Here is a 22,189-nt window from a genome sequence, read left to right on the forward strand (position 1 = left end):
GGGGCTGGGGCGGAGCCCCACCACGCGGCGGCAGCCGCACAATGACACAGCGGGAAGGGGCGGGTAGGGGTACAGCGCCGCAGGCAACCCGCACCCGCCCCCACCCCACGGCACCCGCGCCCCCTCAACACCGCCCGGGCCGCGCGTAAATCATGACCCGCGCCCCGGTGACCTCCCGGCTGCTGCACTGCTCGAAGTGCTCCCGCAGCGTCGTCCGTTTGACGACCTCCTGCGCGGTCTCGTCCACCGGATCCCCGTCCGGATCACCGAGCACAACGATGCGCTCGGTGGCCAGCATCCGGGCCCGGATCCGGGGCGCGGAGACTTCCTCGCCGTACAGCGAGTCCGACGAGTCCACCACCTTCGCCAGCGCCAGATCGGGGAAGGCCCGGAACTGCTCCGGCTCGGCCAGCGTCCACACCCGCCGCCGGGCCGGCGTGAAGAGCAGCCCGTCACCGGGCTTCGCCGCCTCCCGCACCGCCAGCGTCACCGCCATCGCGTCGTCCGCGCGGCTCTCCGGGCTCCGCAGATGCATCCCCACCGGCAGCACCGCCACGAGGAAAGCCACCACCGTCAGCGCACGCAGCCTGATCCGGCGGCGCAGCAGCCGGGCCTGCCCCTCGGGCGGGCGGCGGAACGCCCGGTCCAGCGCAGCCCCGACGAGCAGCGCGAACCCGATGACGTAATACAGGACGTACCGGTCGACGTACATCGGCTTGAGCTGGGACGCCAGGAGCAGGGAGACCGTCGGCAGAATCAGCAGCGGCACCGCGATCGTCCGCAGCCGGATCGGGCCGCCGACGCGCACCGGGGCGCGCGCGCAGCGCAGGCCGACGGCAGCGAGAATCACGAAGCTCACCAGCTGCACCGGGTCGGGCCACATGATCCAACGGACCTGCTCCGTCTGCCCCATGCTGAAGACGGCGAGCGGGGCAAGTCCGGCGACGACGCAGGCGGCGGCCACGCTCCAGGACCGCTTCACCTCGCGCGGCACGTCCGAGAGCAGCATCGTCGCGCCGTGCGCCGTCAGCATCAGTACGGCGAACTCGTGCAGCAGGCACGCCGTCAGCGCCACCAGCGTGTAGGCGATCCACCGCCGCCGGGTGGGGCCCGACGCGGCATTCACCAGGAGGTAGGTGGCCCAGGTGACCATCGCGCACACCAGCGCGTACGAGCGGCCCTCCTGCGCGTACTGCTGCACCGCCGGGATCATGGGGAAGACCAGCCCGGCGAACAGACCGGCCCGCGGCCCCGCGAACCGGTGCCCGAGCAGCCCGATCCCCGCGGCGGTGGCGGCCGTCGCCAGGACGGACGGCAGCCGCAGGGTGGTCGTGTCCCCGCCGAACACGGCGAACAGGCCGTGCATGAACAGGTAGTACAGACCGTGCACGGCGTCGAAGTTCTGCAGGGTGTGCCACAGCTCGGGGAGCGTCCGGTGCGCCATGTCGTACGTGACGACCTCGTCCCGCCAGACGCTGCCCTGCCTGCTGATGCCCCAGAGCCCCAGAGCGAGTGTCAGCGTCAGCGGCGCCAGCGCCGCGACGGTACGGGACGTCCACACACGACGTCCGGCGACAACGGCCTCGGAGACGTTCACCGTGGTACCTATGACGAACTCCTGTGAGGGACAGCTGTCTGCCGGCTGCGCGCGTCTTCCACACACGTCATGGACGCACACATCGTGGACGCACACGTCGTGGAGTGCGGCGGGAGCGCTCCACAGTAATGGTCGAGCGTACGAGAGCGGACCCCCGGGGTTGCGCCCCGAGGGTCCGCTCCCGCCACAGCGGTCAGCCGATCCGGGTCAGCTTGTCGCCGAAGGCCGGCTCCACGAGGTCCTTCTGGAGCGCGACCGGCGCCTTGACCTGGCCGGGTCCGGTGCCGACGGTCAGCTGTCCGACCTCCGTGCCCGCCTTCGCGGCGTGCGGTGGCGTCTTCCCGCCGTCGGAGATGGCCAATTCCACCTTCAGTCCTGGCCAGCCGACCGCCTTCAGGTCCCTGGTCGCGACGACCGGTGTCCGCCCGCCGAGCCCGTCGTCGATGTACCCGACGACCTCACCCTTCTTCACGACCGTGGCCGATGTGACGTCCCGCTGGGCGGCCTGGATCAGCTTCAGGCTGTTGGTGAGCGCCAATTGGAGCTTGGCGTCGAGCGTGCCTTCGGTCTGCTGGCTCATGACCGCGCCGACGATCCGGCGCTTCTTGCCGTCGATGATCGTGTCGGCGGCCCATACGAGGTTGCCTCCCGCGGGAGTCGTGGAGCCGGTCTTGATGCCGCTCACGCCCGGGTTCAGCAGGATGTTGTTGTTGTTGTAGATCTTGCCGTCGATGCCGGGGATCTCGACCTCGGGCAGATCGACGATGCCCCGGAACACGTCGTACTGCATGACCGCCTTGGCCAGCTTCAGCTGGTCGGTCGCGGTGCTCACCGTCGTCTTCTCGAAGCCACTCGGATCGGTGTACGTCGAGTTCTTCATGCCGAGGTCCTTGGCGGCGTCGTTCATCTTCTTGACGAACGCGTCCTCCGAATCGGCATCCCAACGGGCCAGCAGCCGCGCCGCGTTGTTCCCGGAAGGGATCATCAGCAACTGAAGCATCTGCTTCTCGGTGAACTCCTGACCTTCCTTGATCGACGCGGTCGACTCGTCCGGGGACTTCGACTGCTCCTCGGCGAGCGCGTCCACCGTGATCTTCGGGCCGACTTCCTCGCCCTTGAGCGGGTGCTCCTTGAGGATCACGTACGCCGTCATGACCTTGGCGACACTGGCGATCGGGGCGGATTTCTGTGCCCCGTCCGTACCGATGCTCCCGACGCCCTGCACCTCGACGGCCGACTGGCCCGTCGAGGGCCACGGCATGTCGAGCGCGCCGCCCTTGAAGGTGTACGACGGGTCCGCGGTCAGCGCGAGCGCGGGTGCGGGGAGCGGTCGCAGGAACTGTGCGACCGCAAAGAGGACCACCACAAGAAGCAGCAGCGGCGTCCAGATCTTGACCCGCCGCACGGCGGTCCGCGCCGGAGTCTCCGGCGGCGCGGGCTTGTTCGTGAGCTCGGCGAGCATGTCGAGCGGCGGCCTGGGCGGCATCGGCTGCTGCCGGGTCCGCTCGGCCTCCGGGATCGCCTGGACCGCGGCGGGCGCGGACGGGGCGGGCACGGACGGGGCGCGTACGGACGGGGCGCGTACGGACGGGGCGCGTACGGGGGGCGCGGGCGGGGCCGCGGGAGCCCCCTCCGGCTTCTGCTCGGGCTTCCTCGCCGGAGCCTGCCGTACGTCGTCGGGCTTCAGCGGCACGAAGGTGCTGGTGCGCTCGGCGGCGGACTCCGGCGGCTCCACCGGCGCGGAGGGCCTGACGGCCTTCAGCGCGGTGGTCGGCCGATCCACGGACCTGCCCGGCCGCACGGCCCGGAACACGGCGGTGTGCTGGTCCACGGCGGGTGAGGAGGGCCCGGAGGCGGAACCGGAATCGGATCGGGATCGGGGATCGGAGCGGGGATCAGAACGGGATCCGGCTTCGGAATCCGATCCGGCCTTCGGCTCGTCCCCGCGTCCAGGCGCGGCACCGGAGCCTGCACCGGCCTCCGGCGCCTCGTCGGCTTCGGCTTCGGGGTCCGGAGTCGCGTCGACATCCGTGCCGGACGGCGCACCGGCGCCGACCACAGCCCGGTCGCCCTCCGCGTCCGCGACCCGGTCCAAGTCGGCACCGGCCGACTCACCGGAGCCATCGGGCCCATCAGGCTCGACGGGCTCCTCGGCCGTCACGGCGGCCTTCGGCTCGTCGGCATCGGTAGCCGCCCGACCACTCCCGGAGTCGCCCTCGGGGACGCTGGTGGCCCCGGCGGCGTCACTCTCGGAGCTCTCGGAGCCCTCGGCAACGACGTCACCGGACCGTTCGGCGCCCGAGCCTGAGCCCGCGTCGGAGCTGGAGCCGGAGTCGACGTTCGAGTTCACGTCCGGGTCGACGTCCGGGTCCGGGTCGACGTCCGCGACCGGGGCCGGGTCGGCATCGGCCGGCTCGTCGTCGGGCTCGTCGGCCGCGTCGGCGGCCTGCGGCTCATCGCCACCGGCATCCCCTCGGCCCCCCTCGGCCCCAGCACCCGCACCCGCGTCCGCGTCACCCGCTCGCTCTTCCGCCCTATCCGGATCGTCGGACCTATCCGAACTATCCGGATCATCGGGCTCGTCCGCGGTGGCGACCCACGCCGCCACCGCCGCTCGCAGCCGTGCGTCGCCGCCCGGGGAGCTCTCGGGCTCCTCCGGATTCGCGGGCATCTTGAAAATCGCCGTCGGCTGATCAACGCGGTCGTCCGGCTTCGGCCGAGGGGCCGGTTCCCGGAAAACTGCAAGCCTCGGGTCGCGCTCGCTTTCAGCCGTCTCCCCCGACGACTTCCGCTGCTCCGACTTGTCGGGGGACTCGCCCGCCACCGATGCCTCCTCATTACGCGCCCGCGCATACGGACACTGTCCGAACCATGTACCAGTGTCCTGTCTGAACCCCCGTCCGCCTCGCTAGACGAGAACGACATACCTGCCGGTTCCATCACGAAGCACCCACGCGCCCTCGACAGATGAATGTGAGAGGGGTCACCCTGTCAATCATCCACGCGGGGAGGCATGGATGGGCAAGAGCCGCAGATCACTTCCGGAAGAGCTTTTGTTGCTCGCTCTGGACCCGACCACGGGTACCACGGCGCAGCCGCAGTCGCTCGACCTCGGCCTCGCCGGGGCCCAGCTAGTAGAGCTGGCCCTGGCAGGACGGATAGCCCCAGATGGGGATCGTATCGCCGTGGTGATGGCACGGCCGACAGGAGATCCGACCTTGGACTCCGCACTGGAGCTGCTGCGCAGGCGTGGCAGTCCGGTTCGGGCTGTCCACTGGATCGGCGGACCCCGACTGGGGCTTCGCCAGACTTACCTCTCGCATCTTGAGCGGTGCGGCATGGTGCATGCCGTGGCGGGACAGATGTGCGGAGTGCTGCCGACGACTCGCTACCAGGCGACGCAGTCGGCGATCAGCCGGGAAATCAGGTCCCGGCTGGACAGTGCGATCCGCACCGGCGTACCGCCGGATCCGCGGACCGCGGCGCTTGCCGCGCTGGCCCACGCGGTCGGACTCGGCAAGCACCTGTACCCCGGCAACGAGGGGCGTTCATCGCGCTCCCGTCTCCGGGACCTGATCAGGCACGACCCGATGGGCGGTCTCGTGGCGCACGCCGTGATGGACGTCCAGAACGGTGTGGCGGCACAGCCGCGCCGTGCTCCGGCAACGGGTGGCCGACCACAACCGGCCGTACCGATGCAACCGCAAGCACAGTCACGCCGCGGTGGCATGGCGCACGTCGCAGCGCACTGAGCGCAGCGAAACCCAACACCCAGTCCCCAACACCCACCGCTCAACACCCACATGAACCACCGCCGCACCGACGTCCCCATGACCCGGTTCGGGAGCCGCACCAAACGCGCGGGGTAGTGGACCGGCCGTCTGGACGAGGGCCTGGCCGCCACCCCGCGCGTTCGCGTCGGCACCGCGTGTGGCCATTTTCCAGCGCGGCCGGGAACAATGGTGGCAGTCTGCTGAGCATTAGAGCGTGCAAACAGCACATACGCACAAGCGCACTCAGCCGGAGGTGCAGTTCCCGTGGCGGCCAACGTCAACCCCACTGTCAGGCGACGCCGATTGGGCCAGGAGTTGCGCCGGCTACGCGAACTCAAGGGCATGACGGCCGAGGAAGTGGCCGAGCGCCTGCTGGTCTCCCAGTCGAAGATCAGCCGTCTGGAGAACGGCCGCCGCTCGATCAGCCAGCGTGACGTACGCGATCTGTGCGGCGTCTACGAGGTCGAGGACCACCGGATCGTCGACTCCCTGATGCAAATGGCCAAGGACTCCCGCCAACAAGGCTGGTGGCACGCCTTCGGCGACATCCCGTACAGCGTCTACATCGGCCTGGAGACGGACGCGGCCTCACTGCGCGTGTTCGACCCCCAGATCGTCCCCGGACTGCTCCAGACACCTCAGTACGCCGAGGCACTCATCACCGGCGCGCTGCCCGAGACGAGCGCCGGCGATGTGGAGAAGCGCGTCAACGTCAGACTGCGCCGCCAGGAGCGCCTCCAGGCGGCCGAGCCACCGCTGCGGCTGTGGGTCGTCATCGATGAGGCGGCGCTGCGGCGGGTGGTCGGTGACAGACAGCTGATGCGCGACCAGCTGGAGAACCTGGTGGAGCAGTCGCAGCTGCCCCATGTGACCGTCCAGATCCTGCCGTTCGACCTGGGCGCGCACCCCGGAATCAGCGGTCACTACGCGATCCTGGAATTCCCGGACGCGTCGGACTCCAGCGTGGTCTATATCGAGGGCGTCACCAGCGACCTGTATCTGGAGAAGGCGAACGACGTCCAGAAATACAGCGTGATGTACGAGCATCTGCGCGCCCAGGCGCTGAATGTGGAGCAGTCGCGACAATTCATCTCGGACATCGCCAAGGATTACGCGCGCTGAGACCGCACCTCGGACGGCTCCGAGCGGCTCCGGACACCTTCGCACGACCTCGGAAGCGGGCTGAATCCCCGTTTCCGGGCGAAGCGTCGGCACCGTACACCGTCGCTCCCCCATAGCGGAAGACCCTAACTGAATATGCCATCCGGTCGGGTGAATGACCGCTTCACGCAAGCAAGTTGGCGAGTAGCGTCGATCACGCCATCAAGAACGTTGGCGTGATACCCCCACCGGTAAAAATCGGAGCGAACATGGCAATCCTTAAGGGCGCTACGGAAATCTGGACGAAGTCCTCGTACTCCGGCGGCAACGGCGCATGCGTAGAGGTCAAGTCCCCGGTCGCACACGCCATCGCGGTGCGGGACTCGAAAGTCGTCGAGGGCCCCTCGATCACCTTCGTTCCCGGTGCCTGGACAGCGTTCGTCGGCGGGGTCGGTCAGGGCGTCTTCGACCTCGGCTGAGCCCGCCCGCACCCGGCATGACTCATGAGAGCCCTCTCGACCGGTCCGCCGTCCTGGCCGAGGGGGCTCCGCCATGCGGCCACCGGCCCCGGCCCTCCCATCAGCCCCGAGCAGCCCCACCGGCCCCGCGGATCAGGGCAGCGCGTGAATCAGCGCAACTCGTCGACGTACCGGTCCGTCCCCACCAGGGTCGGAATGAACGGCGCCACCAACTCCACCCGCCCCAGCCCGGAAGCGGCCACCTCATCACCGAGGCCGCCGAATTGCTCGTCCCACGCCTCGCGCGGGTCCGCCTCCAGGAACCAGAGCAGGGTCAGCCGGGTGTCGACCCCCTCGACCTGCTTCACGTACGTCATCCGGTCCCCCGGCAGTGGCGTCGGCCGGAAGACCGTCACCAGCGCGGCCGATGAGCCCGCCAGCCGCTCGGGCAGGTGCTTCGAGCGCAGCCAGTCGAGCAGCTCGGCACGTTGTTCGGGGCTCTCCGCGTCAATGACCTCAAGGACCAGGCCCCGGTACGGGTGGTCGAGGGCGTGGAAGTCCCGGGGGCCATCGGCTCCGTCGCGGTAGACCGTGGCCTCGTGGTCCTGGAAGGCCGTGAAGACGTGCGTACGGTCCTGGTGGACCCGCCCGTCCTTGTTCAGCCGCTTGTTGATGCCGACGGTCCACTTCATGTGCTCGTCGTAGCGGCCCTCGGTGATCCAGTACGTGGAGAGGTAGCACCCGGCGGTCACCGGGTCGGCCACCGCCGACTCGGCCGGTCGGCGCAGGAGTTGCAGGTCGCGGGTGGCGACCCAGCGCCGTCCCGCGTACATCCAGGGCATGGCCATCGCGCCCGCGATGAAGTGGTCGTCCTCGTACCATCGATTGTACGCGCGCTCGTGGCCCGGGTGCGGCTCGACCATGGTGATCAGTGCATGGCCAGGGTGTACGCCGTACGGACCGACCGAGGCCAGTTCGGCGTACACCTCACTGCGTGTCTGCTCACTCATCGCGTCACTCATCGCGGCTCCCCTTTCCCTTCCTTCCGGCTTCGGACGCACCTACTCTGACGGTCCGTCAGACAAACTGCCAGAGGCCGGAGGCGAGCATGTTGCTTCAGGGGAAGACCGTCATCGTGTCGGGGGTCGGTGCCGGGCTCGGCCATCAGGTCGCCGCCGCCGTCGTGCGGGACGGGGGCAACGCCGTGCTCGGCGCCCGCACCGAGGAGAACCTCGTCAAGTCCGCCGCCGAGATCGACCCGAACGGCGGGCACACCGCCTGGCTCTCGACGGACATCACCGACGAGGCGCAGTGCGAGGCGCTGGCCGCGCTCGCCCACGAGAAGTTCGGCGGGATCGACGCGGTGGTCCATGTCGCCGCCTGGGACGGCTATTTCGGCGGCCTCCAGGACGCGGACTTCGCGACCTGGCAGCAGGTCATCGACGTCAATCTGCTCGGCACGCTGCGCATGACGCGCGCCTGCCTGCCCGGCCTCAAGGCGCACGGCGGCTCGGTCGTCATCATCGGGACGCAGTCCGCGATCGCCGCACCGTCCCAGGTGGACCAGGCGGCGTACGCGGCGTCGAAGGGCGCGCTCACCTCGGCCATGTACTCGATGGCCCGCGAGCTCGGGCCGCACCGGATCCGGGTGAACACGGTGCTGCCCGGCTGGATGTGGGGCCCACCGGTGCAGGCGTACGTCCAGTTCGCGGCGCACACCGAGGGTGTGCCGGAGCCTGAGGTGCTCGGGCGGCTGACCGAACGCATGGCGCTGCCCGAGCTGGCCACGGACGGGGATGTGGCGCAGGCCGCGATCTTCCTGGCCTGCGACCGCGCCCGGTCGATCACCGGCCAGTCGCTGCTGGTCAACGCCGGTGAGCTCATGCGTTAGCAGGACATCCCAGCAGCAAGCTTGAAGTAGTTAAGGCAGCTCTCTCTCCTCTTCTCGGCCGCACGGGACCCGCATCCCGTGCGGCCTTTCTGCGTGCTTGGCGTCTGACGAAGTGCCCGCCCATCGTGTGGCCGTCGTCACGTTCACGACAATGTCCAGGCGGGTCAAGAAAGAGTAAAGACGTTCGTCTTTATGACCTACGTTCACACTTATGACCGCTGGAGCCCTTGACCGAGGACCTGAACAAGCGGTTCAATCCCGGAAGTCCCCGCTCCCGCACGGGGTCTCCGCCACCTGGACGTACTGACGAAGAGCGTTCCGGTTCATTGAGTTGAACGCACCCAAGGCGGACCCCTGGAGGGGGCATGAACAGTCTCGACTGGGCCGTGCTCATCGGCTACTTCGGCGTAATGGTCGCGATCGGCGTCTGGTCACACAAGCGTGTGGAGAACGTCAACGACTTCTTCACCGCCGGCGGCAAGATGCCATGGTGGCTTTCCGGCATCTCGCACCACATGTCCGGATACAGCGCGGTGATGTTCACCGGCTACGCGGGCATCGCGTACAAGTACGGGATCACGTCCTACGTGACCTGGTCCCTGCCGATCGCCATCGGCATCATGATCGGCGGGAACCTCTTCGCACCCCGGCTCAACCGGCTCCGCTCGCGGCTGCACGTCTCATCGCCGCTGGAGTACCTGAAGAACCGCTACAACATCCAGACGCAGCAGGCCCTCGCCTGGTCCGGCGTCCTGCTGAAGATCGTCGACGTCGGCGCCAAGTGGGCCGCCATCGCCACCCTGTTGTCCGTCTTCACCGGTATGTCGCTCAACCAGGGCATCCTGATCACCGGTGTCATCACCGGCGTCTACTGCACGGTCGGCGGGCTGTGGGCGGATGCCCTCACCGAGCTGGGCCAGTTCATCATCCAGCTCTTCGCCGGTGTCGCGATGCTCATCGCCGTGATGGGCGAACTGGGCGGCTTCAGCTCGCTGTGGACCGTCTGGGACAAGCTCCCGGAGAACCACAACGACCCGCTGACCGGCGACTTCACCATGATGTTCCTGCTGGCGTATCTGTTCATCAAGACGTTCGAGTACTCGGGCGGCATGTGGAACCAGGCCCAGCGCTACATGGCCACGAAGAACGCCCGTGAGGCCACCCGCTCGGCCCGCCTCTCGGCTGCCCTGTGGCTGGTGTGGCCCGCGGTGCTCTTCTTCCCGATGTGGGTCGCCCCGCTGCTGGTCGACGCGCAGAAGCCGGACGCCTCCGACTCGTATGCCCTGATGACCGAGCAGCTGCTGCCGCACGGCCTGCTGGGGCTGGTCATCGTCGGGTTCTTCTCGCACACCATGGCCATGTGCTCGTCCGACGCCAACGCCATCGCCGCTGTCGTCACCCGTGACATCGCGCCCGCCTTCTCCAAGACGGCGCGCAGCTGGGGGGACAAGGCCGGTCTGCTGGCCGCGCGGCTCACCACGGTGGCCTTCCTGGCACTGTCGATGGCGATCGCCACCCAGGTCAATTCGCCCGCTTTCGACGACATCATCACCGTGGTCATCAAGTGGGTGGCCGGGTTGATGGGGCCGATCGCGATCCCGTTCATGCTGGGTCTGCTGCCCCTGTTCCGGAAGTCCGGTCCGACGGCGGCTCTCGTCTCCTGGGCGGCCGGCCTGTTCGCCTTCTGGGTGCTCAACTACGGGATGGAGGATGTCGCCATCCAGTACCAGGTCTCGGTGCCGCTCGCGGTCTCACTGACGCTGTACATCCTGATTGGCTTCATCAGGCCCGAGGACACCCCGGAGCGCGATGCGGTGCTCCTCATGATCAACACCGATGGCGACGACGACGGCCCGGACTCGGCCGGCGCCGCCGCCACGGTGCCCGCACCGGCGGGGGCGGGTGACGCGAAGGTGCTGGGACGCGAGGGAGCGAAGGACTGACCTTCACGCTTGTGTCCCGTACGGACACGACCGAAGGGCCCGCCTCCCCCGGCGGGCCCTTCCCGTTCAGCCGGACCGCGACGGATCAGCCGGGGCAGCGACGGATCAGCCCCGCGGGTAGCGCGTCAGCCAGCCCGGATTGGTGACCGCCGGGCCGTGCAGTGCCGGGCCCTGCGTCATCTCCATCGCGAAGTCGTCGGCGAGCTCCAGTGCCGTACCGCGCCCCTCTATCTCCGCGAGCCAGGCCGGCGGCAGCGCGGTCTCCCCGTGCAGCGCCCCGAGCAGGCTGCCGCACAGCGCGCCGGTCTCCGCGGAGGCACCGCCGTGGTTGACGGCCAGGCGCAGGCCGTGGCGGATGTCCTCGCCGACGAGCGCGCAGTACACGGCGACCGCCAGGACGTCCTCGGCGGTCCGGCCCTCCCCCAGCGACTCGACGCGGGCAGGCGCCGGCATGCCCTGGCGTACGGCGCCCAGCGCGTCCTTGAGGGCATCGGTGACGGGCTGGTGGCCGGGGCGCGCGGCGAGCTGCGCCAGCGCGCGCTGCACGGACGCGTCGAGGGATTCACCGCGCGCCAGGCCGTGCACGATGACGGCCAGCGAACCGGCCGAGAGGTACGCCGTGGGATGGCCGTGGGTCTGCGCCGCGCATTCGACGGCGAGCTGGAAGACCAGCTTCGGCTCCCAGCCGACGAGGAGCCCGAAGGGCGCCGAGCGGGTCAGGGCGCCCGAATCGCGGGCGGTGGGGTTCTTGGGCTTCTCCAGCGTGCCCATGACGTCGTCCGCGAGGCCGGTGAGGCACTCGTGGGAGGGATCACGGCGGACGTACAGCCACTCCTCGCGGGCGAGCCACCCGTTGTCCTTGCGCCGCTCGTCGGGGCCCCAGTCGCGCTGTGTGGCCGCCCAGCGCCGGTATGCGCGGTGCACGTCGGTGGGCGGATGCCAGGCGCCGGTGTCGCGGCGCACCTGCGCCCGTATGAGCCCGTCCACCGTGAAGAGGGTCAGCTGAGTGCCCGCGGTGACCGCGCCGCGTCTGCCGTACGCGGAGACAAGACCGGTGAGGGCGTCCGCGCCATGGACGGCCCGGATCTCGTCGAGGGAGAGTGCGGCCACGCCCGCACCGAGCGCGTCACCGACGGCGCCGCCGAGCAGACAGCCGCGGACCCTGCTGCGGAAGTCCTGCTGCTCCGTGCGGCCCCACACGGCTGTGACTGCTGCGCTCACCGCTTCTGCCCTTCGCGTACGACGTCTGGCGCAGCACTGTAATCGACCCGGAACGCGCTGTTCAGGGGGCGGGAACGGTATGTGAACAGTCGCACCCCGAGTCCGCTTTGCGCACCATGTGACGGGTGTACGGGCCTCCCTGGCCTCGGCGACACGGCGGCGCAGCGGCCCCGGGCGGGCGGTGTCGGCGCCGGGACAGAGGAGGAGCTCGGCGAGGTCGGCCTCGGTGTCGGCCGGCTCGTCCCAGGGCGGGTATGCGGCCAGGAAGGCGTCCAGCAGTTCGCCCGCCCGCGCCCAGTCGCCCAGCGCGCAGGCCAGGGCGGCGAGTTCACCGGTCTCGGCGTGGGTCGGGGCGGCCCCGAGGAAGTCGGAGAGCAGGAACGGGCCCCGGGGAGTGCTCCCCGGGGCCCGCCCACCGCCACTGCTCAGTCGTTGATCGGGATCTTCTTGTTGCCGGACGCCGAATCCGTGGTGGGCGCCGCCGCCTTGGGGAGCGTGCCGCGCTGCGTGATGCCCTTGAGCATCTCGCCGAGGTCGACTCCCGTGGTGGAGTTGAGCAGTTCGATGCCCTGCGCGACATTGTCGGTGACCGTACGGGTGAGCTGGCTCGCGCCGTCCGTGGAGATCACCGTCAGCTTGTCGATGGCGCTCAGCGGCTCGGCCGCCTTGGCGACGACCTGCGGCAGCACCTCGACGAGCATCTGGAGGACGGCCGCGTCGCCGTACCGGGCGAACGCGTCGGCCTTCTTCTGCATCGCCTCGGCCTCCGCCGAGCCCTTCGCCGCGATGGCCGCCGCGTTGGCGTCGCCCTCGATGCGCACGGCCTCGGCGAGCGCGGAGCGGTGCAGCTTCTCGCCCTCACCGGTCAGCCGGGACCGCTCGGCGTCCGCCTCGGCCGCCTTGACCTGCGACACGCGCCGGGCCTCGGCCTCCTGCTCCGCCTGGTAGCGGGCCGCGTCGGCCGGCTTACGGACCTTCGAGTCCAGCTCGCGGTCGGTCAGCGCCGCCTGGCGCTCGGCGACCTTCTCCTGCTCGGCGAGGACCTCCTGCTGGCGCGCGGCCTCGGCGAGCGGGCCCGCCGCGTTGGCCTGGGCGGCGGCGGCCTCGGTCTCGACGCGGATCTCGGCCTGCTTGAGGTAGTACGTCCGCTCCGCGATGGCGATCTCCTCGGCCGCCTTCAGCCGGGCCTGCTCCGAGGCGCGCTTGGCGATCGCCTCGGCGATGTCGGCCTCCTGCTTGGCGCGGGCGGCCTCGGGCCGGCCCAGGTCCTCCAGGTAGGAGCCCTCGGTGGTGATGTCGTGGATCTGGAACGCGTCGAGCACCAGGCCCTGCCCGGAAAGGCTGGCCTCGGCCTCCTCCGCGACCTGCCCGGCGAACGCGGCCCGGTCCCGGATGATGTCCTCGACCGACATCCGGCCGACGATGGCGCGCAGCGCGCCCGACAGGACCTCCTGGGTGAAGCTGACGATGCTGCCCTGCTGCTGGAGGAAACGCTGGGCCGCCGCCCGGATCGAGTCCTCGCTGCCGCCGACCTTGACGATCGCGACGCCTTCGAGGTTGGCCTTCACACCGCGCAGGGTGACGGCGCCTCGGACGGCGATCGGGATGTGCCGGCTGGAGAGGTCGAGGGTGAACTTCTGCTGGACGAACGGCACGACGAAGACGCCGCCGCCGACGACGACCTTCTGGCCGCTCTGGTCGGTCGAGGTCTTGCCGGTGACCGGGTCGACGGACTTCTTGCCGCGCCGGCCGGTGATGATGAAGGCCTGGCTGGGGCCCGCGACCTTGTACCGCGTCACGACGGCGAGGGCCAGCAGGACCAGGAGTACAACAACTCCCGCAATAGCAATGATGACTGGGCTCATGAACACGTCCCCCCTGCCTTCCCGGGGGACGGCAGTTCGAATTGGTCTTTGGTCTTTTTGGTCAGCCGAATTGAGTAAGAAAGGTGGGGTCAGCGCTCGACCGGGCGGACCGCCACCGAGGTGCTCGACAGCGACGCCTCCACCCAGATCTCCGCGCCCCGCGCCACCGGCTCCGCGCTCTTCGCCGACAGCTTCACCAGGTGGCCGCCGAGCCGCAGCAGTACCTCGCCGTAGCCGTCGGCGGGAATGGCCGTCACGACGGACCCGGAGGTCCCGATCAGGTCGTCGCCGCGCGGAGTCGCGTCGGTCTGGTCACGCATCAGGGCCCGGCTGAACCGCCAGGCGAGCCAGGCCGCGGCGATACCCGCCGCAGCCCCGACCCCGGCGGCCACGCCGACTCCCCAGCCCGTACTGCCCAGCACGATCGCGCTGCCGAAGCCGAACATCGAAACGAAACCGGCGACCACCGGGAGCGACAGCAGTCCGTTGAAGAAGCCGTCGAGCACTCCGCCGAAGAGCCCCTCGAAGATGCCGTCGAAGATCAGCGCGAAGGCAAGCAGCGCGATCCCCGCGATGCCGAGACCGAGAAAAACCGTCATCCGCTCACACTCCCCCGTGTTCGCCGATCTCCGGAGCGATCCTTGAACCAGAGGGATCGTCTCACGCAGGCCGGACGGAAAACATTGCCGGTTTCCGGCAATCGTTACGCGCTCTCCATGCCGCTTCACTCCGGACACCCGTCCGGGCTCCGCCACCACTTCACTCCAGCACGGGCAGCAGCTCAGGAAGATGGCCGTCGGACGCGGCGGCGGACCGCTGCCGCTCCTCAGGTACGTCGCCGTACAGCGTGGTCCGCGCCCTGGAGGGCCGCCCCGCCAGGTCCGCGATCGCGATCAGGTCCTGGACCGAGCGGTACGAGCCGTAACTGGAGCCCGCCATCCGGGAGATGGTCTCCTCCATCAGCGTGCCGCCGAGGTCGTTGGCCCCGGAGCGCAGCATCTCCGCCGCGCCCTCCGCGCCCAGCTTCACCCAGCTGGTCTGGATGTTGGTGATGTGCGGGTGCAGCAGCAGGCGGGCCATCGCGGTGACGGCCCGGTTGTCGCGGGCCGTCGGGCCCGGCCGGGCGATCCCGGCAAGATAGACGGGCGCGTTGGTGTGGATGAAGGGCAGCGTCACGAACTCCGTGAACCCCGCCACGTTCTTGGCCTCGTTCTCCTGCTGCATCCGCGCGAGCGTGCGGAAGTGGCCGAGCCAGTGCCTGGGCTGGTCCACATGCCCGTACATCATGGTGGAGCTGGAGCGGATGCCCAGCTCGTGCGCGGTCTGCACGACCTCGATCCAGGTGGCCGTGGGCAGCTTGCCCTTGGTGAGGATCCAGCGGACCTCGTCGTCGAGGATCTCGGCGGCCGTGCCGGGGATCGAGTCGAGGCCCGCTTCCTTGGCGGCCGACAGCCACTCGCGGATGGACATGCCGGTGCGTGTCGCGCCGTTGACGACCTCCATCGGCGAGAAGGCGTGCACATGCATGCCGGGCACCCGCTCCTTGACCGCCCGCGCGATGTCGAAGTACGCCGTGCCGGGCAGGTCCGGGTGGATACCGCCCTGCATGCATACCTCGACGGCGCCGACGTCCCACGCCTGCTCGGCCCGGTCGGCGACCTGGCCGAGCGAGAGCGTGTAGGCGTCGGCGTCGGTGCGGCGCTGCGCGAAGGCGCAGAAACGGCAGCCGGTGTAGCAGACGTTGGTGAAGTTGATGTTGCGCGTGACGATGTACGTCACGTCGTCGCCCACCACGTCCCGCCGCAGCTCGTCCGCGATCCGGCACAGGGCGTCGAGCGCGGGGCCGTCGGCGTGCAGCAGGGCCAGCGCCTCTTCGTCGGTGAGCTTGGTGGGGTCCGCGGCGGCCTGCGACAGCGCTTGGCGTACGTCGCCGTCGATGCGGGAGGGCACCATGCCGGGCACGGCGGCCTCGCGCAGCGCCTCCCAGTCGCCGTACACCTCGTCGAAGTCGTCGCGCCGGTCGCCGGTGCGGCCCTCGGTGTCGATGGTGCGGTGCAGATCGGTCCGTCCTGACGCGGTGAATCCCTCGTCGGGCTCCTGCCAGGGCAGCCCGACCGGCTTCGCGTCCGGCAGCGCGAGCCCGGTCTCCGGGTCGGCGAGCGCCCGGACGTGCGGCAGCAGCCGGGGGTCGAGCCACGGCTCGCCGCGCTGGATGAACTCCGGGTATACCGCGAGGCGTTCCTTCAGCTCGAAGCCCTCGGCGGCGGAGCGCTCGGCCAGCTCCTCGATCTGCGGCCAGGGCCGCTCGGGGTTGACGTGGTCCGGCGTCAGCGGCGAGACGCCGCCCCAGTCGTCGATGCCCGCCCCGATGAGCCGCGCGTACTCCGCGTCCACCAGGTTCGGCGGGGCCTGGAGGCAGCCCGACGGGCCCATGATCAGCCGGGCGACGGCGACCGTGGCGACCAGGTCGTCCAGCTCCGCGTCCGGCATCCCGCGCATCGCCGTGTCCGGCTTGGCGCGGAAGTTCTGGATGATGAGCTCCTGGATGCCGTGGTAGGAGCGGGCGACCCGGCGCAGCGCGAACAGCGAGTCGGCGCGCTCCTCGTGGTTCTCCCCGATCCCGATCAGCAGCCCGCTGGTGAACGGCACCGAGCTGCGCCCGGCATCCTCAAGGACCCGCAGCCTGACGGCCGGCTCCTTGTCCGGCGACCCGTAGTGCGGCCCGCCCGGCTCGCTCCACAGCCGCTCGGCGGTGGTCTCCAGCATCATGCCCATCGACGGCGCGACGGGCTTGAGCCGCTGGAAGTCGGTCCAGGACATCACCCCGGGGTTGAGGTGCGGCAGCAGCCCGGTCTCCTCCAGGATGCGGATCGCCATCGCCCGTACGTACGCGATGGTGTCGTCGTATCCCTCGGCCTCCAGCCACTCCCGCGCCTCGGGCCAGCGGTCCTCGGGCTTGTCCCCGAGCGTGATGAGCGCTTCCTTGCAGCCCAGTTCGGCGCCGCGCCGCGCGATGTCGAGGACCTCGTCGGGAGACATGAACATCCCGTGACCGGCCCGGCGCAGCTTGCCGGGGACGGTGGCGAAGGTGCAGTAGTGGCACTTGTCGCGGCACAGCTTGGTCAGGGGGATGAAGACGCTGCGCGAGTACGTGATGACCCCCGGCCGCCCCGCCGCCGCGAGCCCCGCGTCGCGCACCCGCGCGGCCGAAGCGGACAGGTCCTTGAGGTCGTCGCCCCGCGCCTGCAGAAGAACGGCGGCCTCGGCGATATCGAGGGCCACCCCGTCCCGCGCGCGTTTGAGGGCACGCCGCATGGAATTGGCGGTCGGTCGTCCGGGCTCCTGCGGGGCACTCGTGGTCATGGTCCGAGCATACGAGCGAAGACTGACAAGAGCGGGCCGCTGCCCGGATGATCTCCCCCACCCCGGTGAACGAGCCCGGCCCGGGGGACGGGCCGCGATCAGAGGTATTCGGCGTACGCGTCCAGGGTCCGCAGTACCTCCGTCTCACCGGCCGGAGGCAGTTGCAGTACGACCTCATTGACGCCCAGCTCCGCGTAGTGCGCCAGCTTGCCCGCGCTCGGCAGGACTGCGTACGGGACGATCCGCAGGCCCTCGGGGTCGCGGCCCGCCGCCTCCCAGGCCGTGCGCAGCACCGGCACCGACTCGGTGAGGCCGCGTCCGCCGATCGGCAGCCAGCCGTCCGCGTACTCCGCGATGTGCGCGAACAGCTTCGGCCCGGCCGCGCCGCCGACCAGGGTACGGGGGCCGACCACCGGGCCGCGCGGCTTCTGGGCCGGCTTGGGGTGCGCGTGGCTGGCGCGCACCGACCCGAACTCGCCTTCGTACGCCGTCGGTTCCGCCGACCACAGGGCGCGCATCAGCGCCATCCGGTCCCGGCCGAGGTCACGCCTCGTACGCCATTGCACACCGTGGTCCGCGGCCTCCTCGACGTTCCAGCCGAAGCCGATACCGAGGGTGAAGCGCCCGCCGGAGAGGTGGTCGAGGGTCGCCACCTGCTTGGCGAGGTTGATGGGGTCGCGCTGGGCGACGAGGGTGACGCCGGTGCCGAGGTTGAGGTGTTCGGTGACGGCCGAGGCCTGGCCGAGTGCGACGAAGGGGTCGAGCGTGCGGCCGTACTCGCGGGGCAGTTCGCCGCCCGCCGGGTACGGGGTGTCGCGGGAGACCGGGATGTGGGTGTGCTCGGGCAGGTACAACCCGTCGAATCCGCGCTGCTCCAGCTCATGTGCGAGCCGTACCGGGGTGATCGTCTCGTCGGTGAGGAAGATCGTCGTGGCGATCCGCATATGCAGACCCCTCCTTTTTGTCCAGCGCTGCGGCTGGTCGGCGGCAAACGTATGTCGTACGGTGCCCTGGGCCGAGCGTTTCGGCCATCCCGGGGGAGGCCGAACCATGCGTATCGCCACCACTCTTCTGCTTGTCGGAGCCCTGCTGGGGGCACCGGCAGCAGCCGCGACAGCAGTCGCTTCACCGCGCGTCGCGAGCGCGTCCGTGGCTGTGTCCGCCGCCGCCGCACAGGGCGCGGGGTCCGCCGTACAGACCGCGCACGAGAACAAGACGGCCACTGCGGGGGATTCGACGCTCGCCAAGGACCGCAAGAAGAAGAAAAGGAAGAAGAGCGGCTCTTCGGGGCTGATCATCGCGCTGGTGCTCGTGGTCCTGGTGCTGCTCGTCGTGGTCCTGGTGGCCAAGTCCCGGCGCGGCAAGAGCTAACAGGACCGACACCCATAAACCTCCTTCCCTTGTACGGGAGTTCACGGCTCAATACCAGGGTCTCAGTGCGCACCACTGTCCCACTCGACCCCTGGGAGCCGTCGGCATGGCTGAAACCTCCGGACCAAGCGCGGGCAGATCGATGGGCAGGCGTGGACTGTTCGTGACGGGCGCGGCTGCTGCCCTTACGTTGGGAACTGTGAGCTTCGCGAACGCCGCGCCGCCGAGCAGCGGCGAGGAGACCAGGACCGTACGCGGCACGCTGCCGCCCGGCGCCCCGGACTTCGTGTATCTGCCGGTCGAAGTCCCGCGCGGGGTACGGGAGATAGCCGTGTCGTACGCGTACGAGAGAACGCCCGTGCCGCCCGGCACGCAGGGCAACGCGTTGGACATCGGCATCTTCGACGAGCGCGGCACCGGCCTGGGCGGCCGGGGTTTCCGTGGCTGGTCGGGCGGCGCCCGCACGGCGTTCTTCATCCGCGCCGACGACGCGAGCCCCGGCTACATCCGCGGGCATGTGCGGGCCGGTACCTGGAACATCGCGCTGGGCCCGTACACGGTCGCACCCGAGGGTCTGCCGTACGTCGTCACCATCACCCTGCGGTACGGCGCACCCGGCCGGACCCCCGAGGCGGTCTACCCGCCGGAGCGGGCCAAGGGGCGGGGCCGGGCCTGGTACCGGGGTGACTGCCATCTGCACTCCGTGTACTCGGACGGGGCGCGCACACCCGCCGAGATCGCCGCGGCGGCCCGCGGCGCGGGGCTCGACTTCATCAACTCCAGTGAGCACAACACGCATTCGGCGCACCGCGCCTGGGCCGGCCTGTGGGGCGGCGACCTGCTGATCCTGACCGGCGAGGAGGTCACCACCCGCAACGGCCATGTGCTGGCGGTCTCCGTGGAGCCGGGCACCTTCATCGACTGGCGCTACCGGGCCCGCGACAACCGTTTCGGCCACTACGCCCGCGAGATCCGCCGCGCGGGCGGCCTCGTCGTCCCGGCCCACCCGCACGCCACCTGCATCGGCTGCCACTGGAAGTTCGGCTTCGGCGAGGCGGACGCGGTGGAGGTATGGAACGGGCCTTACACCCCGGAGGACGAGATCTCGCTGGCGTCCTGGGACAACGCCCTGGTGGCTTCGGCCCGTTCGGGCCGCGCCTGGACCCCGGCGATGGGCAACAGCGATGCGCACCGCGTGCCGCAGGCCGTCGGCCTCCCGCAGACCGTCGTACTCGCCGACGATCTGACGCGCGAGTCGATCCTGGACGGCATCCGGGCCGGTCACAGCTACATCGCGGAGTCCTCGTCGGTGTCCGTGGCGTTCTCGGCGGCGAGTGGGCGCGGCGGGCACGCGGGCATCGGCGAGCGCCTGCAGGCCGACTCGGACACCCCGGTCACGATCCGCCTTGAGGTCACCGGCGCACCCGGCTGCACCACGCACTTCGTCACCGACCAGGGCACGCTCCACACCACGACGCTCCCGGCGTCCGGGACGGGCACGGTGGAGTGGCGCACGACACCTTCGTACGCGACCTATGTACGGGCCGAGGTCCGGCACCCGGCGACGGTCCCGGGGCTGCCGGGTGCACTGGCGGCGATGACCAATCCGGTGTTCCTGGGGTAGCCGGGCGCGTCGGGCCGGGCTGTGACGTCCGGGTGAGGGGGCGTGACGTCCGGTTACGGTGGAGCCATGATTTTCATCGCCGTCAAGTTCACCGTCCGCCCGACCGCGCCGACGACTGGCTCACGCTCGTCGACGACCCGAACCAGTTCGTGCTGATCGAGGCGTTCGCCGACGCCGAAGCGGGCGAACGCCACGTGAAGTCGGACCATTTCAAGGCGGGCATCGAGTCGATGGCCGACGCCGTCGCCCGTACGCCGGAGATCATCAATGTCGAGATCCCCGGTCAGGACGGTTGGTCGGCCATGACCGAGCTCACCCCTCGCACACCTGCATAAGGAACAAGGCGTAAGGAACAAGGGACAAGGACCGGCTCAAGCATCTGCCTTGGGCTGGGACGGGGCATACGGCGGGGCCTGCGACGGTGACGTGCCCGAGGAATCGCGCAGCTGCTCGTTCATGCGCTGGGCGTCTTCGAGCTGGTCTTCCAGGATGACGATGCGGCAGGCCGCCTCGACCGGGGTGCCCCCGTCGACGAGCTCGCGGGCGCGCGCGGCGATGCGCAGCTGATAGCGGGAGTAACGGCGGTGGCCGCCTTCGGAGCGCAACGGGGTGATGAGCCGGGCTTCGCCGATGGCGCGCAGGAAGGCGGGGGTGGTGCCGAGCATCTCGGCGGCCCGGCCCATGGTGTAGGCGGGGTAGTCGTCGTCGTCGAAACGTGCTTGCGGACTGGAGTGTTTTTCTACGGTCACTGCCACCTCATCAACCTAGTCAACCTGGTCGCCCTGGTCGTCCAACTGCCTGACTGAACGCGTCGAGGGACCCTGGTGCCGCATGGCACCAGGGTCCCGAGGAATCAACACCATCTACCGGCTAATGCTGCGCCGGTCCTTTGTTTCCGCGTCTTCGCCCAGGTGGGCGGGGATGCGGGGATCGAGAATGCGTGACCGGGGACCACCTTCCAATCCGGGGCCTGCGGTACCCGAGCGGACTGCTCATCGCTCGGGCGATCCTGATGGCGTCTGCCTCCTTGCTTCTGCTCGTGATCAACAACCTGTCGTACTGCTGGAACTGCGGGACTGCTCGCGGCCCCTGTGAGCCGCCGGCCCGGCAACCAGCGCCAGGACCCCTGCATGCGTCCGGCCCTGCCACTCCACTGCCGTGCCACAATCCGCCCCTGTGGGCCGTCCGGCCCGGCAACCAGCGTGAGGACCCCTGCTTACTCCAGCCCTGACGCTCCGCTGCCGTGCCACAACTCGCTTGAACCTGCATGCGCGGCAGCCCATACCTGCTCTGCCCTGCCGCGCCTCACTTGCTGCCTTGGCTACGAGCAAAACCCTAGCCCCAAGAATCGGCGATGTCTACTACAGCCAGGACAGATTTCCTTCACGCTCAAACACCGGAGGTCTGACTTTTTCGGACCGCGGAATCTGCCACCCGTGCGCAGCTGAAAGTGCACCGGAAATGCGCCGCCGAGTGTCTGAACCCCGCCTGCGGGGGCAGGCTCCCGGTTCCGCAAACCGTTACAACCGATACAACCGATACAGGTGGGGTGTAGACGCATGAACGACACGAAGATCACCAAAGCGTTTGCCCCGCATCGGGCGAAGTCCGACGGATCCCACGCGTCCGACATCAGCCGGGCCCGCGACACGGCCCACGCCTTCGCGGACGGCCTCGACCTGGCGCCGGGCTCCGGCATGGCGGACGATCTTGTCCTCGTGGTGTCCGAGCTGGTCACCAATGCCCTGCGGCACGGCGGCGGCCGGTACAGCCTCGAAATGTTCGCGAACCCCCACGCGGTGACCGTCGCGGTCAGCGACCCCAGCCCCACCCGCCCCCGCGAGCGCGCCCCGGACCTGAACGGCGGCAGCGGAGGCTTCGGCTGGCACATGGTCCGCCGGATCGCGTGCACGGTGTGGATCACCTCTGGACCGGCCCCGGGCAAGACGGTCCACGCTCTCTTCGCACGCTAGCCGGGCCCC

The 22,189-nt window shown here is 69.8% G+C and carries 17 protein-coding genes and 1 pseudogene; 9 read left to right on the forward strand and 9 right to left on the reverse strand.

From position 1 onward, the window contains the following. Positions 1–124: 124 nt before the first annotated feature. Both ABCR94_RS00740 and ABCR94_RS00745 read right to left on the reverse strand, forming a co-directional pair. Positions 125–1,597, reverse strand: coding sequence for a glycosyltransferase family 39 protein (locus tag ABCR94_RS00740; protein ID WP_347116984.1), 1,473 nt, complete (start codon positions 1,595–1,597; stop codon positions 125–127). 193 nt (positions 1,598–1,790) lie between these two features. Beyond that, positions 1,791–4,268, reverse strand: a complete 2,478-nt coding sequence (locus tag ABCR94_RS00745) for a D-alanyl-D-alanine carboxypeptidase (protein WP_347116985.1) — start codon at positions 4,266–4,268, stop codon at positions 1,791–1,793. A 346-nt stretch (positions 4,269–4,614) separates the two neighbouring features. Here ABCR94_RS00745 and ABCR94_RS00750 point away from each other — a divergent pair, with 346 nt between their 5' ends. From ABCR94_RS00750 to ABCR94_RS00760, 3 genes are all read left to right on the forward strand, one after another. Then, a complete protein-coding gene (locus ABCR94_RS00750; protein ID WP_347116986.1) occupies positions 4,615–5,349 on the forward strand; it encodes a GOLPH3/VPS74 family protein in 735 nt (244 codons plus the stop codon). Between the two features lie 285 nt (positions 5,350–5,634). Further along, positions 5,635–6,492: a type II toxin-antitoxin system RelB family anti-toxin gene (gene relB, locus ABCR94_RS00755; RefSeq protein WP_347116987.1), complete on the forward strand. Its 858-nt coding sequence runs from the start codon at positions 5,635–5,637 to the stop codon at positions 6,490–6,492. Positions 6,493–6,740: 248 nt separating this feature from the next. Beyond that, complete coding sequence (locus tag ABCR94_RS00760) at positions 6,741–6,950, forward strand: DUF397 domain-containing protein (protein WP_347116988.1); 210 nt, start codon at positions 6,741–6,743, stop codon at positions 6,948–6,950. 149 nt (positions 6,951–7,099) lie between these two features. Here the strand turns inward: ABCR94_RS00760 and ABCR94_RS00765 are convergent, their stop codons facing one another. Beyond that, positions 7,100–7,939, reverse strand: coding sequence for a hypothetical protein (locus ABCR94_RS00765; protein ID WP_347116989.1), 840 nt, complete (start codon positions 7,937–7,939; stop codon positions 7,100–7,102). 98 nt (positions 7,940–8,037) lie between these two features. On the opposite strand from ABCR94_RS00765, the gene ABCR94_RS00770 reads away from it, so the two are divergent. Both ABCR94_RS00770 and ABCR94_RS00775 read left to right on the forward strand, forming a co-directional pair. After that, positions 8,038–8,820 carry an SDR family oxidoreductase gene (locus ABCR94_RS00770; RefSeq protein WP_347116990.1) on the forward strand — a complete coding sequence of 261 codons (783 nt, stop codon included), beginning with the start codon at positions 8,038–8,040 and terminating at the stop codon, positions 8,818–8,820. 365 nt (positions 8,821–9,185) lie between these two features. Further along, a complete protein-coding gene (locus ABCR94_RS00775) occupies positions 9,186–10,763 on the forward strand; it encodes a sodium:solute symporter family protein (protein ID WP_347116991.1) in 1,578 nt (525 codons plus the stop codon). Between the two features lie 105 nt (positions 10,764–10,868). Here ABCR94_RS00775 and ABCR94_RS00780 read toward each other — a convergent pair whose 3' ends face one another. The 5 genes from ABCR94_RS00780 to ABCR94_RS00800 form a co-directional block, all read right to left on the reverse strand. Next, positions 10,869–11,984, reverse strand: coding sequence for an ADP-ribosylglycohydrolase family protein (locus tag ABCR94_RS00780; protein ID WP_347116992.1), 1,116 nt, complete (start codon positions 11,982–11,984; stop codon positions 10,869–10,871). A 425-nt stretch (positions 11,985–12,409) separates the two neighbouring features. Next, positions 12,410–13,849: a flotillin family protein gene (locus ABCR94_RS00785; RefSeq protein ID WP_347116993.1), complete on the reverse strand. Its 1,440-nt coding sequence runs from the start codon at positions 13,847–13,849 to the stop codon at positions 12,410–12,412. Positions 13,850–13,938: 89 nt separating this feature from the next. Next, entirely contained in the window at positions 13,939–14,448 is a 510-nt protein-coding gene (locus ABCR94_RS00790; RefSeq protein ID WP_347116994.1) for an NfeD C-terminal domain-containing protein, read from the reverse strand. A gap of 160 nt (positions 14,449–14,608) precedes the next feature. Next, positions 14,609–17,212, reverse strand: a complete 2,604-nt coding sequence (locus tag ABCR94_RS00795) for a bifunctional FO biosynthesis protein CofGH (protein WP_347116995.1) — start codon at positions 17,210–17,212, stop codon at positions 14,609–14,611. 98 nt (positions 17,213–17,310) lie between these two features. Next, complete coding sequence (locus ABCR94_RS00800; protein ID WP_347116996.1) at positions 17,311–18,156, reverse strand: LLM class F420-dependent oxidoreductase; 846 nt, start codon at positions 18,154–18,156, stop codon at positions 17,311–17,313. A gap of 106 nt (positions 18,157–18,262) precedes the next feature. Between ABCR94_RS00800 and ABCR94_RS00805 the strand changes: the two genes are divergently transcribed. The 3 genes and pseudogenes from ABCR94_RS00805 (at position 18,263) to ABCR94_RS00815 (ending at position 20,542) form a co-directional block, all read left to right on the forward strand. Continuing rightward, positions 18,263–18,583 carry a hypothetical protein gene (locus ABCR94_RS00805; RefSeq protein WP_347116997.1) on the forward strand — a complete coding sequence of 107 codons (321 nt, stop codon included), beginning with the start codon at positions 18,263–18,265 and terminating at the stop codon, positions 18,581–18,583. A gap of 106 nt (positions 18,584–18,689) precedes the next feature. Further along, positions 18,690–20,207 (forward strand): CehA/McbA family metallohydrolase, encoded by a 1,518-nt coding sequence (locus tag ABCR94_RS00810; RefSeq protein ID WP_347116998.1) that lies wholly within the window; start codon positions 18,690–18,692, stop codon positions 20,205–20,207. A gap of 66 nt (positions 20,208–20,273) precedes the next feature. Continuing rightward, a pseudogene (locus ABCR94_RS00815) lies at positions 20,274–20,542 on the forward strand (putative quinol monooxygenase). A 36-nt stretch (positions 20,543–20,578) separates the two neighbouring features. Here ABCR94_RS00815 and ABCR94_RS00820 read toward each other — a convergent pair. After that, positions 20,579–20,890, reverse strand: coding sequence for a MerR family transcriptional regulator (locus ABCR94_RS00820; RefSeq protein ID WP_347118405.1), 312 nt, complete (start codon positions 20,888–20,890; stop codon positions 20,579–20,581). Positions 20,891–21,766: 876 nt separating this feature from the next. Between ABCR94_RS00820 and ABCR94_RS00825 the strand changes: the two genes are divergently transcribed. Then, positions 21,767–22,180: an ATP-binding protein gene (locus ABCR94_RS00825; RefSeq protein ID WP_347116999.1), complete on the forward strand. Its 414-nt coding sequence runs from the start codon at positions 21,767–21,769 to the stop codon at positions 22,178–22,180. The last annotated feature ends 9 nt before the right edge of the window (positions 22,181–22,189 follow it).

Source organism: Streptomyces changchenzhani (assembly GCF_039766235.1).
Lineage (GTDB): Bacteria > Actinomycetota > Actinomycetes > Streptomycetales > Streptomycetaceae > Streptomyces.